Below are 13282 nucleotides of genomic sequence, written 5' to 3' on the forward strand. Positions count from 1 at the left end.
TAAAAATGAGCAACTATGTGAAACTACTTAACAACTTAGAAGAGTTAGGTCTTCACAACATAAAGAATAATCTTGACAAATACTTAGATTTAGTGGCAAGCGGAGAAAAGAGTATGACAGATGCATTGTATGAACTTAGCAACTTAGAGATAAAAGCCAAAGAAGAAAGGGCTATATTAGGATGTGTGAGGGTGGCAAATTTCCCATTTATAAAAGGTATAGAAGATTTTGATTTTTCATTTCAGCCAAGTATAAACAAGCAACAGATAATGGACTTAATGAGTTTGAGATTTTTAGAGGGTAATGAAAATATACTATTTGTCGGAACACCAGGGGTAGGGAAAACGCATCTAGCCACAGCAATAGGTATAGAGTGTGCAAAACGAAGGTATTCAACGTATTTTATACATTTTCAAGAGTTAATAGCTCAGCTAAAGAAAGCATTATTGGAGAACAGATTAGAGTACAGACTTAAGCATTTTTCGAAATACAAAGTTTTAATAATAGATGAGATAGGTTATTTGCCAATAGACAATGATGGAGCAAATTTATTTTTCCAGCTGATATCAAGCAGATATGAGAAGAGCAGCACAATAATAACAACTAATGTTGTATTTTCAGAGTGGGGAGAGATATTTGGTGGAGCGACGATAGCAAATGCAATTTTGGATAGGCTACTCCATCATTCTTACGTGATTTTCATAAAAGGTCCTTCATACAGATTGCAGTCAAAAACAGTATATTTTAGCAACACAAACCAGCAAAACTAAGTTTATTTTTTGTACATTTTTATTTTCGATTTTTTGTTCATTTTGATATTGACATTTACAAATATTGTGAGTTACAATAAAATTATATCTCAAACCTGCCTTCAAAAGCTAACTCTGAAGTACTCACAAATTATTTGTAGGACTTGAAAACCATATAGGTTGCGCTAATATCTACTCCGGGGTGGAAAAATGGGAAAAATTTTGGCGACTGTTATCGTTTAGATGGCCCAAAAGAGATACAAAATTATACAAGACCCAGTTTAATTGACAAAACTGACAGTTTTGAACAAGTAAAAATGAACATAGATCTATTAAAACAGAGTGATTTTTACATGTCATTTGAGGTTACTTACACAGGCCTACACAAAAGACTCAATTGGGATATTTTAAAAATAGACACTTACTTTTACTCTGAATTCAATACCACAAATGTAATTGTCTCCCCAGTATATGACTGGAATGGTTCTTTAGAAGAGGAATTAAAAATAGACGTTTCTATGGAGGAAAAATATTATGAAATGATAAACCTCCTTTTGAAAAAATGAACAAATAAGATTTGAATGATTTTGAACGCGTTTTCTTACATAAATTACTAATGTTATACTAAAACTGGGAAATTTTTAATCAATGATTTTAAGGAGGAGGGAACAAACCAGCATGAAGTTCTTTTCACTTCCTGAACATATCAGAGAGAGCATAAGAAAATTTGAAAGAAAATACAGAGGATACTATCCACTTTTCTTTTTTCTTGAAGCGCTGTTTCTGATTTTCAACATTCTCACCCCTCTTCTCATCAAAAGCACCATCGATAGTGCTTTTTACAAAGGAAGTGTCAGGGAGATTTTGCTCTTTGCAGGCCTGTATCTCCTCGTTCTGATTCTTCAGTCCTTTGTGATGTACAAACTCAACTATTCAGCAGCCAGATATCTGGTCAATAACTCACGCATCAGAGAAACAAGGAGCACCTATGCAAAGCTTCTATCTCTTCCCCTCGATCATCTGAGTCCTCAAAACGCAGGTGATTATCTCTCTGTGTTCACACGGGACATACCAAAGGCAGTTTCAGGGATATACCTTGGAAGATTACAGATTTTATTCAATCTGGGATTTTTCGCCGTTGTTCTTGTGGTGCTCTTCTTCCTAAACGTGAAGCTAACCATCGCTGTTCTTGTAAGTATTTTTCTGTTTTATCTGTCGACTCTTTTCTTCAAAAAACTCGTCATCAGGACCTCTCAGAAAGATCAGGAGAGCTATCAAACGTTTATGAAGAGAGCAAGAGAGGTGATCGAAGGAACTTCAACTCTCAAACAGTTCTCTGCTTCTTCACTGCTCAAAAATTTTCTTGACTCAAGTGCCAGGGAGTGGAGCAGAGCAAATATTAAGTACAGTGTGGCAAGTGAACTATCAAACACAAACATCGATATGAACAGGTGGATAGGGAGCACCCTTGTACTTGCCTTTGGAATATACCTTCTCTGGAAAGAGGAAATAAGTGTCGGAACTCTTGTTGCCTTTCAAGCCTACATGAACTGGATATACGACACCGTGAGAATGGTGCTCACAGGTTTGACTACGTTCTTCTCCTCGCTACCAAACTGGGAAAACTTCACGAGAATCTTCTCGCTGCCTTTTGAGAAAACAAGTGGAAGGAACCTGGAAGAGTTCGAAAAACTGGAAGCTGAACACGTCGAATTCAGCTATAGCGGAAACACAGTACTCACCAATATAGATATGAAAATAAAACGGGGTGATAAAATCGCCATAGTAGGGGCTTCGGGAGTAGGAAAAAGCACTCTTGTTTCTCTGTTCAACCGTCTCCTCTCACCCACAAAGGGTAAAATCCTGATCAACAACATTCCCATCGAGGAGTACTCTCTCTCCTCTCTCAGAAAAAGTATCATCCTTGTTCGATCAAACGACATGCTCTTCGACACCTCAATAAGAAACAACATCACCTTCTTCGAACACTTCCCCAAAGAAGAGATAGAGAAAGTCCTCAAAATATGTGAGTGTGATTTTGTGGAAAGGCTGGAAAACGGAATAGACACCCCTGTTGGAGAGAAAGGTGCAAAACTCTCAGATGGCCAGAGGCAGAGAATACTTCTTGCAAGAGCTCTTTTGAGAAAGCCAGAAGTGTTGATTCTGGATGAAGCCACCTCTGGCATAGACAGTGAAACAGAAGAGAGAATACTTGAAAGAATCCTGAAAGAAATAAACACCGTAATCATCATCTCCCACAGACTTTCTACAATAAAAAAGGCCAGGAAGGTATATGTCCTGGACAGCGGACGTATCCTGGACTCTGGAACTCATGAAGAACTGATGAGCAGATGTGAAAGATACAGAGAGCTTCTAGAAAAACAGTTCATAAAGAAGTGAACTGGAGGGAAGAAAGAATTGAAAGGGAAAAAACTGCGCATTATGAGAATGACACACATAAAACTTGCCATTTTAACAACCTTGAGTTTGATCCTCTCGAGCTTCTTCTATTCCAGAAGAGTCACTCTGCTGCAAAACGCTATTGACACGGCTTTACAAAATAAAGGGCTGTCAGCCTTTCTGGGCAATGTCATACTGTTTCTTGGATTTCTCATACTGACGATCGCTTTCGACTTTATCGCCAGTTTCGTCTCTGCCGTTAACAAAGTGGGAATGTTCAGGAACCTGGTGGAGAGTCAGATAAAACTGATGCTCAACGCCGATACAAACGATTTGAAAAGAAAAAACACGGGTGAAATAATAACACGGGTATTCGATGACGGGTGGTATGTAATTGATATATACGCTCAGGCACTTCCGGAACTGATATCTCTATCTTTCAAAGTGGCTTTACTTGTGGTTGCATTTTACCAGCTCAGCCCCTGGCTTCTTCTGATAGCACTGTTGCTATCTCCTATATACGGCTTCCCTATATCCACCTCCCGAAAAAAAATAAAGGATTATCAACAAAAAGAACGTTCAAGCTTTGAAGAGTGCGTCAAGTTCATAAACGAGACTATGAGCGGAATCAACGTTATCAAAGCGTTTGAATCCAAGAATGTGTTCTATAAAGAATTTGGAAAGCGCTCAAACCTCTGGATGAGCGCCCTGAACAATCTGTTCAATGTGATAGCAAAGACAGAGAGTCTCTTCCCGTTTCTGAATGGTCTGCTTCCAATAACCGTTGTTACCTTGTCCTCCATTCTCGTTGCAAGAGGAAAGATAACGATCGGAAGTGCGATCTCCTTTTACTATTTCGTAAGTGGCTTCTACGGCTCTGTAAGCGGTGTCTACAGCTCTGCTCTGGACTTCATAAGGTTGGGGATATACAGAAGACGTATCCAAGAGATTGCTCAACTCAATCCTGAAAAAGAAGGTAAAAAAGTGCTCAGAGACATCAAGGAAATACGTTTGCAAAATGTCTCTTTCAACTATCCTGATGGTAAAGAGATTCTCACTGACCTGAATCTCAGAATAAAACGGGGTGACAAAATCGCCATAGTAGGGGCTTCGGGGGTAGGAAAAAGCACTCTTGTTTCTCTGTTCAACCGTCTCCTCTCACCCACAAAGGGTAAAATCCTGATCAACAACATTCCCATCGAGGAGTTCTCTCTCTCCTCTCTCAGAAAAAGTATCATCCTTGTTCGATCAAACGACATGCTCTTCGACACCTCAATAAGAAACAACATCACCTTCTTCGAACACTTCCCCAAAGAAGAGATAGAGAAAGTCCTCAAAATATGTGAGTGTGATTTTGTGGAAAGGCTGGAAAACGGAATAGACACCCCTGTTGGAGAGAAAGGTGCAAAACTCTCAGATGGCCAGAGGCAGAGAATACTTCTTGCAGGAGCTCTTTTGAGAAAGCCAGAAGTGTTGATTCTGGATGAAGCCACCTCTGGCATAGACAGTGAAACAGAAGAGAGAATTCTTGAAAGAATCCTGAAAGAAATAAACACCGTAATCATCATCTCCCACAGACTTTCTACAGTGAGGAAAGCAAGCAAGATCATTTTAATGAACGGCGGAAAGGTGGAAGCTGAAGGAACACATGAAGAACTCATGGAAAAATCTCCTCTCTACAGAAATATCGTGAAAAACCAGCTTGTGATGTAGAGAGATTGCTTCAACATCTGAAAAACAAATGAATCATTCAATTTGTTATAAACACATTCAAAATCAGGAAGGAAGATAAACCCTGGGGCATCAAAAAGGTTCTTCGTTTTTATTCTCTCGTTTAAAGACGCTTTTCTGATCCTTATAATAATAGGCGGATTTCTTGCAACGTCTTCTGCTATTTTCGATTACTTCATTCCTCTCATTGCGAGAGATATTATCGATGCGCTGACGGGCCTGGAATTGAAACTGGGCAAGATTTATCTTCTTGGTTCACTCTTTGGTCTCTCATTCACTCTGACGTACGTTGGAGATCAGAGCTATTTAAAAGCAAAGTACAGTGCTGGACTTACCCTTCTTAACCAAAAAACACCCCCTTGATGGTTTTACTCTACCACTTCGGGGGTGTCTTTTTTTGTTTCATTTTTTGGTTTAGTGCAAAACCGTATGTTCGCTATTTTTTGAATACTTCACACATCCAAATCAACCAAGCTCAGTTGTCTTGCATGTCTCATTATGTATCCTCTGCGTTCTTCTGCATCCTTCCCCATAAGGATTTCAAATAGATTGTCCGCTTCTTCCGCATCTTCTATCGTTATTCGAATTATCTTTCTGGTCTTTGGATTCATCGTTGTCTCCCAGAGTTGCTCTGGATTCATTTCTCCAAGACCTTTGTATCTTTGAATTTCATACCGTTTTCCGTTTATGCTCGCAAGTTTGGCTTTCAGTTCTTCATCAGAATACAAGTAAACAGGCTTTTCTCCACTGACAGTGAGTTTGTAAAGTGGTGGCATTGCAACGTATATTCTTCCGTTTTCCAGTAATGGTCTCATGTACCTATAAAAGAGCGCCAAAAGTAGTGTTCTTATATGTGCACCATCGACGTCAGCATCGGTCATTATTATTATCTTTCCATATCTCAACTTCGATTCGTCAAAATTATCTCCGGTCCCAGTTCCTATAGCTGTGATGATATCTCTAATTTGTTCGTTTTTGAGAAGTTTTAGTTCATTGCTTTTCTCAACGTTAAGTATCTTTCCTCTCAATGGCAAGATTGCTTGGAAGTTCCTGTCTCTTGCCTGCTTAGCACTTCCACCTGCTGAGTCACCCTCAACAATGAAAAGTTCTGATTCTTCCAGGTTTTTGGTTATGCAGTCTGCAAGCTTTCCAGGCAATGTCGACGCGCCAAGACTACTCTTTCTTTTTACAGCCTCTCTCGCACGTTTTGCAGCCTCTCTTGCCTCACGTGTTTGCTGTGCCTTTTGGATTATAACCTTCAGCACAGACTCGTTAACTTCAAAGTAATCTGTTAGCTTGTCCCTAACAACTTTTGCGACGGCATCTTGGACTTCTTCGTTACCAAGTTTGGATTTCGTCTGTCCTTCAAACTGAGGTGTTCCCATCATCAAGACTGCTATGACTGCTGTCATCCCTTCACGCAGGTCTTCACCTCTGAACGGTTCACCTTTTATCATATTTTTCTTCTTTCCAAGTTCGTTAACAACTCTTGTGAAAGCTGTTTTAAAACCTGTCACATGCGTTCCACCGTCGACAGTCTTTATGTTATTCACAAACGAGATAATTTCCTCAGTGTCACTATCCGTATACTGGAATGCTACTTGAACCTGGACATCCTGGACACTACCTTCTATGTAAACCACTTCGTGAAGCGTTTTCTCTCCCCTGTTTAAGTAGGATACAAATTCTTTCAATCCTCCTGAGTAGTGAAGGGTTCTATGGATATTGTTTCTCTCGTCAATAAATTCAATTGTGACATTCGGATTTAGGAACGCCAAATCTCTAAGTCGTGTAAGTATCGTGTCTGAATCGAATTCAACGGTTGTGAATATAGTCTTATCCGGTTTGAATCGAACTATCGTTCCACGTTTCGTAGTTTCACCAATAACCTCTACTTCTGTTACTTTTTGACCTCGTGCGTAGCGTTGGCGGTAGATTTTACCATCTCTGTGAACTTCTACTTCCATCCATTCTGAAAGTGCGTTCACAACTGAAGCACCAACACCATGTAAACCTCCACTGACTTTGTAGCTTTCTTTTGAGAATTTACCTCCAGCATGGAGTGTGGTCATTACAACTTCCAACGCACTCGTTCCTGTCTCGGGATGTATATCCACAGGTATTCCTCGTCCGTTGTCTTCAACTTCAACAGAACCATCGGCCTTTATAGTCACTTTAATTTTGTCACAGTAACCTTGGATGGCTTCATCTATACTGTTATCAACAATTTCGTACACAAGATGGTGCAAACCTGTCTTCCCCGTAGACCCAATGTACATACCCGGTCTCTCGCGAACGGGCTCAAGACCTTTCAAAACCTTTATATTTTGTGCAGTGTATTGATTTGTCATTTCTTCTTTGTTTACAACATTATCCACAATTGCCACCTCCAATTTAAAAAACTCTTCTTAACCCCTACGTTCAATTTCAATCTTCAAGTCTGAAATTGCCAGTCCTAAGTGCTGTTCTATCCTTTTTTTGACCTGACGTTTCATCTTCCTCAGTTCGTTAACCCACATTATATCGTCACACACAACCGTTACTATCCCTGAATCGAAGTTTTTGAAAGCGCAGTGTTTTGAAACTGCACTACCGAGTATCTGCGTAGTTCCATCCTCCAATAAAGACATGATAAGCAACTTTCTAAAAAATTCGTTGCTCTTTGCTAAATCTTCAAATGCTTTTTTTAGAGTAAGCATTTTACATACTCCTCAAATTCTTTGGCAAGATTCTCAGAAAAGTTTGTACTAAGAGTTTTTAATGTGCCAATCTGATGAACAGGAACAATACCTCTACTTGTGTGTGTTAAGAAAACTTCATCAGCGTAAAAGATTTCAAATGGTTCAACGTATCTTTCTTCTACATTGTGACCTTTTTCTTTCAGAAATTTTATTACATACATACGTGTAATTCCGTCCAAAATACCAGAATCCAACGAGGGCGTTACAATCTTATTGTTCTTTACTAAAAACACGTTACTAAATGTCCCTTCGCAAAGTTGTCCTTTACTGCCGAGTAAAAGTACGTCGTAATTATCGCCTTTTGTAAGTCTTGCAAGGTATATATCTGGTCTTCCTATGGATTTCAAATCTGGAGGAATACTACTCGCATCTGCCCGTCGGACGGTTGTAAAATCTACTTTGACATAGTTAACTTCAAAACTCTCGGTAGATTCCTGAAGGACGTAACTGATTAATCTACCGTCGTATACGTATACTACCCTTATTCGTTCTGAAAGATTGTCGTATACTAATTTTTCAAACTCCTTATAAGTAGGAGGTTCTATCTTTAAATATCCCAATGATTTACAGAGTCTACGATAATGTTCATCAATCGCAAACGGTTTTCCGTTGTAAGTTCTAAGAGTTTCGTAAACAGCTATTCCCCTTGTCAATGCTTCTAGAATTTCACTCGTTTGATGCATACTTTTGAACAACTTTCGACACCACGCCTTCGTTTGTAACGGAACATATTTTTACTTTTGAAAATTCTCCCGTGACACCACCACTGCTTTCGTGGAGTAAGTAGTATTCGTCATATCCATAAGCAATTCCATTCTGCACACCTTCGACCAATACGATGGTTGTCTTACCTACAAGCTTCTTTCTATACTCGTATGCAACATTATCTGCGTGCTTGATAAGAATCTCTGCACGCTCTTTCTTTACATTCCCTGGAATTTGGTTTTCAAAACGTGCAGCAGGTGTATTAGGCCTTTGCGAATATCTAAAGGTATGTACTTTGCTGAACCCTACGGTTTTAACAAAATCTAAAGTTTCTTTGAATTCTTCATCTGTTTCTGCAGGAAAACCAACCATTATATCAGTCGTGATCGAAAACAATGGGTCAAATTCTCTGAGTTTGAGAACTCGAGAGATAAAATCATCCGCCGTATAGTTTCTACCCATCCTTCGCAACACACTCGTGCTTCCACTTTGAGCAGGGATATGCAAATGATTACAAATTCTCTCTTCTTGAGCAATAACTTCTATCAACTCATCTGTCAAATCCTCAGGATTTATCGAGCTCAACCTAATTCTAAAATCTCCTTCAATCTTTGCAATCGTTCTGAGTAATTGTGCAAGATTTAAACCTAAATCTGCACCATATTTTCCCAAGTTTAAACCTGTTATTACTATTTCTCTGTGTTTTTTCCTAACAAGCTTTTCTATCTCTTTGACAACAACCTCCAACGGTTTGCTTCTAATCTTTGTACCTCTCAACGAACGTATAACGCAGTATGTACATCCATTGTTACAACCATCTTCGACTTTCACAAAAGCCCGGGAACGCTCAGTTACGGAGTTTTCAACAATCTCGAACGATATATCATCCTCTTCCCAGTAACGCGAGTTGAAGTAACCTCCTACTTTGTTTATGAAGCTTAGTATGCGCTTTTTCTCAAGATTTCCTAGTACTAGGTCTACGCCCAAATTTTTGTATTCCTCAGCCGTTCTGGGAATCTGAACATAGCAACCTGTGAGTATTATCTTAGCATCTGGATTGAGCTTTCTTAAATGCCGTATTGTTTGTCTAACTTTCCTCTCTGCTTCGCTCGTGACAGCGCAACTGTTGAGTATATAAACCTCTGCTCCTCTGTCTTCGCCATAAAGTACTACATATCCCGCGTTTTCAAGGATTTCTATCATTAATTCACTTTCGTATTGATTAATCTTACAACCATGAGTAATTACAGAGACTCTCATCAGTCTTTCATCACTCCTATTCAATCAAATACCTTTATCAAACTTCTCCAGGTATTTCGATGTTTATAGCACTCTGCAAAATCGCGGCTCTTGTAACATAACCAAGCAATACGTTGTTCACATCAACAACAGGAATAATCCTATAGCCTTTCCTCATTATCATATCTGATACGTAAAGCAATGTATCGTTAGGTTTGACTGTGAATACGGGCTTTGTTGCGTATTTACCAATGGGCTCCTTGGCTATATTCTTCAAATTTTTTATGAATAAGTTCGTGTCTGGCAAAAATGCTGCTGTTTGAAGTAAATTAAAATAGCTTGGTAAACACGCCTTGATTATATCGTCTTCGCTTACAAATCCAACAACTTTCAAGTCCGTGTCTACAACGCACAGACCCGATAATCCTGTTTTGTTAAGTATTTCTATAACCTCTTCAACGGTGTCGTTTTCGAAAACGAATGTCAAATCGTAGGTCATAAAATCCTTAACCTTGAGATTCTGCATGTTACTCCACCCTCTCAGTTGTGACATGGGCTAGGAATTCTTCAATTTGACCTACTGACGGAGGTTCTTTACCCAAATAACTCGTCTTTGCAACAGCTGCCGCGTAACCATACCTTGCCATATCAAGGCAGCACTTATTTTGAAGATACGCATAGACCATGGCAGCAACAAACGTGTCTCCGCTACCAAGTAAGTATGAGTGGTCTATCTGAACTTTTGGTGAGAACTTCCAAACACCGTCCTCGTTCGCAACAAAATCATGTATCGTTTTGTAGGATAGTATAACCAGTTTTGCTCCTTGTTTAATAAGGTCTTTTGCCGCATTTATGTATTCTTGTTCAGTACTTAAAATATTTCCAAGAACCTTTTCACTTCTTCGCATGTCATATTTCAAAACGTCTGGAGACGTAATTTTTATGGAATCGGTTATAATCTCATCGCGTGCCTCCCAAAAAACAAACTTATTGTATTTCTTCGCTATCTTTGTCAGCTCGCCGTAAATGCTGTTTGGTACACCTCTCGGAACACTACCTGAAATCACAACTACCTTTACCTTTTGTACCAGTACTTCATACCTTTTGATAAACTTTCTAACGTCTTCCTCAGTTACAGTCGGACCCTCTGAGTTTATCTCTGTTAGTGTATGGTTTACTGTATCCTCAATAGCTATATTCTCACGAGTTTCATCGTTTATTCTCAAAAAGCTTGTGGTTATAAGCGTATTTTTCTTCCGTAACTCAGAAAGTAATACATTACCAACGTATCCTCCGAGAAAACCTGTTGCAATAGAACTAACACCGTAATGCGACAAAATAACAGCAACATTAATTCCCTTTCCACCAGGGGTCATTGTATTTTTTTCATTTGGAACAACATTCAATTCATCGACTTTAAAATTGTCAATTACAAATTCACGGTCTAACGCTGGGTTGAGACATACAGCCAAAACTTCCATAATTTATACCCCCAATACATATTCTTTGGGATCACCGTAGAACTTTACCTGACCGTTTTTCATAACAATTAGCACGTCACCTAAACCTATAAATCTTTTCAGTGTTCTTGTTGCCAATATTATAAGCTTGTACTCAGAAAGCCCTTTAAGCACTCTTGTAACCGATTCTACGTGCTCGTCATCAAGATGGTCAAGCAAACAATCGAGTATAAGAACTGAAGATTGTCTAAGAGTGGAGACAAAAAGAAGCAGTCCGATCTTTTCAAGTACATACAAAGAAGAAAGAGGTGTTTTTTCGAATTTATAAAGAGCTTTCAACACTCCAAAATTATCAAGCTCACTAGCGTGGTCTTCTATTTTGAATTTATAACTCGAGCCAAAAACCAACCTAATGAGTTCTTTGAAGTTGAGATAATCAAGCGATTCGAGAAAGTTTGTATCCAAGTAAGTAACTATCTGCCTAACTTCTTTTTCATCCATTTGAAAGATGCTTTGGCCATCAAAATATACGTTCCCTGCGTATTCTATATTCGGATAAACTTCTTGGTTCAGCAGAGCAAAGCTTCTGAGGAACGCGGACTTACCGGAACCCCTAGGACCATACAAAACTGCAAATTGACCGGTATTGAGAGATACATTCACATTTTCAAATAGCACACTGTCTTGCACTTTTGCACTAAATTTTTCACAGGTTAGATTTGTTATCTTACTTTGAGTCTTTCTTTTTCTCATCCTTCTTCACCATGTCTTTTAATCTTTCTTCCAGTTCCGATTTTGCCTTCTCATCACCCAAGTTGGCAAGCTTTATCAATTCGTATTGAGAAAGTATTTTTTCTTTCTTTCTTCTAACAACCTTTTGCACTTTATCAACTCCTTTTGATTAGTTTTTCTTTTCCTCTGTATTATACCACAAAACCCAGGTTCTTGCACCGACTGACAGATTAATATTCTTAGGCTCAGGTTAAGAAAGGTAAACAAAAAGTAAAAAATGGGCTACGCAAACTGTAGCCCATTTTACATTTTAATCCTGTCTTTTTTTCGTTACGTTTTGCTTTTTGCCCTTTAATGTTGTTTTATGCTTGCTGTTTAATAAACTCGCCCAATCTTCTCATACCCTCTTCTATTTTTTCCACTGATGTAGCAAAACTGATTCTCACAAAACCTGGCATCTCAAACGCACTACCTGGAACTGTTGCAACCAATTTTTCTGAAAGTAGCTGCCTACAAAATTCTTCATCGTTACCATTGACTTTGAAGAAAAGGTAAAACGCACCTTTCGGCTCAACAAATTCTAATCCGTAATCTTTTGCAAATCTCAGTATAACCTCTCTTCGCTTTTTGAATTCCTCAATCATGGAAGCATTATCCGTGTTACATGCCTCTATTGCCGCGTATTGAGCTGGGGTATTTATATTCGAACTAACATGACTCTGGATTTTGGAAATCCTCTTTTTTATCTCTTTGTTCTTAGTTGCCGTGTAACCTACACGCCAACCTGTCATCGCATGGGATTTACTGAATGCGTTGACGTATATAAGTAGTTCATCCTTTACAAGCCCATACATAGAAATGTGTTTTCCTTCGTAAACGAGGTCATCATATACTTCATCACTAATAACAAATATGTTTCTCTCATTCGCTATCGTTGCAATGAGTTCAAGCGTTTCTTTATCATATATGCCACCCGTTGGATTGTTTGGTGAATTCACAAGTATGGCTTTAGTCTTATCCGTTATGTGCGATATGATTTCCTCTTTTGTAGGGATGAAACCATTTTCGAATCGCGTCCTGACAATCACTGGTTTACCTCTTGCTAACAGCACCTGCGGAACATAACTAACCCACAACGGAGCAAACATCAGAACTTCGTCATTTTCTTCAAGTATTGCAGAAAAAGCGTTGAAGAGTGCCTGTTTACCACCGTTGCTAACAACAATCTCATCAGAAGAATATGACACACCCTTCTTTTCTTTCAAATATTTCGATATCGCTTCACGCAGTTGAGGTATACCGTTGCTATCTGTGTACTTTGTGAACCCTTTTTGCAAAGCTTCGATAGCTTTATCAACTATGTTTTTCGGTGTCGGAAAATCTGGCTCTCCCACGGTAAAGTTAATTACGTCTTTGCCTTCAGATAAGAGCTTTTTTGCAAGTGCATCAATCTCCAGTGTTTTTGACGGTGCTATACATTCTGTAGGATGCATTTGATAACACCACCTATGTACGTTTTGCTGTT

General features: G+C 38.9%; 13 protein-coding genes. 4 read left to right on the forward strand and 9 right to left on the reverse strand.

The genetic code is table 11. From position 1 onward, the window contains the following. Nucleotides 1–5 precede the first annotated feature (5 nt). The 4 genes from istB to FERPE_RS05280 all read left to right on the forward strand — a co-directional run bounded on the left by istB (nt 6) and on the right by FERPE_RS05280 (nt 4862). On the forward strand, nt 6–770 hold the full coding sequence (istB, locus tag FERPE_RS05265; RefSeq protein ID WP_014451263.1) for an IS21-like element ISCbe3 family helper ATPase IstB: 765 nt from the start codon (nt 6–8) through the stop codon (nt 768–770). Nucleotides 771–1102: 332 nt separating this feature from the next. After that, the gene (locus FERPE_RS05270) at nt 1103–1315 is read left to right on the forward strand and encodes a hypothetical protein (protein WP_014451617.1); all 213 of its coding nucleotides are present in this window, start codon (nt 1103–1105) and stop codon (nt 1313–1315) included. A 112-nt stretch (nt 1316–1427) separates the two neighbouring features. After that, nucleotides 1428–3149, forward strand: coding sequence for an ABC transporter ATP-binding protein (locus tag FERPE_RS05275; protein WP_014451618.1), 1722 nt, complete (start codon nt 1428–1430; stop codon nt 3147–3149). An 18-nt stretch (nt 3150–3167) separates the two neighbouring features. Continuing rightward, a complete protein-coding gene (locus tag FERPE_RS05280) occupies nt 3168–4862 on the forward strand; it encodes an ABC transporter ATP-binding protein (RefSeq protein ID WP_014451619.1) in 1695 nt (564 codons plus the stop codon). Nucleotides 4863–5332: 470 nt separating this feature from the next. On the opposite strand, the gene gyrB is transcribed toward FERPE_RS05280, so the two are convergent. The 9 genes from gyrB to aspC form a co-directional block, all read right to left on the reverse strand. Next, complete coding sequence (gyrB, locus tag FERPE_RS05285) at nt 5333–7231, reverse strand: DNA topoisomerase (ATP-hydrolyzing) subunit B (protein ID WP_041263319.1); 1899 nt, start codon at nt 7229–7231, stop codon at nt 5333–5335. 57 nt (nt 7232–7288) lie between these two features. After that, nucleotides 7289–7579, reverse strand: coding sequence for a DciA family protein (locus tag FERPE_RS05290; protein ID WP_014451621.1), 291 nt, complete (start codon nt 7577–7579; stop codon nt 7289–7291). After that, nucleotides 7567–8304 carry an aminotransferase class IV gene (locus tag FERPE_RS05295; RefSeq protein WP_014451622.1) on the reverse strand — a complete coding sequence of 246 codons (738 nt, stop codon included), beginning with the start codon at nt 8302–8304 and terminating at the stop codon, nt 7567–7569. The genes FERPE_RS05290 and FERPE_RS05295 overlap by 13 nt, the downstream gene beginning before the upstream one ends. Next, nucleotides 8288–9589: a tRNA (N(6)-L-threonylcarbamoyladenosine(37)-C(2))-methylthiotransferase MtaB gene (gene mtaB, locus FERPE_RS05300; RefSeq protein WP_211204763.1), complete on the reverse strand. Its 1302-nt coding sequence runs from the start codon at nt 9587–9589 to the stop codon at nt 8288–8290. Before mtaB ends, FERPE_RS05295 begins: the two co-directional genes overlap by 17 nt. A 34-nt stretch (nt 9590–9623) precedes the next feature. Further along, nucleotides 9624–10091, reverse strand: coding sequence for a CBS domain-containing protein (locus FERPE_RS05305; RefSeq protein ID WP_014451624.1), 468 nt, complete (start codon nt 10089–10091; stop codon nt 9624–9626). Between the two features lies 1 nt (nt 10092). Further along, complete coding sequence (locus FERPE_RS05310; RefSeq protein ID WP_014451625.1) at nt 10093–11046, reverse strand: 1-phosphofructokinase family hexose kinase; 954 nt, start codon at nt 11044–11046, stop codon at nt 10093–10095. 3 nt (nt 11047–11049) lie between these two features. Beyond that, nucleotides 11050–11778, reverse strand: coding sequence for an ATP-binding cassette domain-containing protein (locus tag FERPE_RS05315; RefSeq protein WP_014451626.1), 729 nt, complete (start codon nt 11776–11778; stop codon nt 11050–11052). Continuing rightward, nucleotides 11753–11908, reverse strand: a complete 156-nt coding sequence (locus tag FERPE_RS10450) for a hypothetical protein (protein WP_014451627.1) — start codon at nt 11906–11908, stop codon at nt 11753–11755. The genes FERPE_RS05315 and FERPE_RS10450 overlap by 26 nt, the downstream gene beginning before the upstream one ends. A gap of 211 nt (nt 11909–12119) precedes the next feature. Beyond that, nucleotides 12120–13250 carry an aspartate aminotransferase gene (aspC, locus tag FERPE_RS05320; protein WP_014451628.1) on the reverse strand — a complete coding sequence of 377 codons (1131 nt, stop codon included), beginning with the start codon at nt 13248–13250 and terminating at the stop codon, nt 12120–12122. Nucleotides 13251–13282 lie beyond the last annotated feature (32 nt).

The organism is Fervidobacterium pennivorans DSM 9078 (genome assembly GCF_000235405.2).
Classification (GTDB): Bacteria; Thermotogota; Thermotogae; order Thermotogales; family Fervidobacteriaceae; genus Fervidobacterium; species Fervidobacterium pennivorans.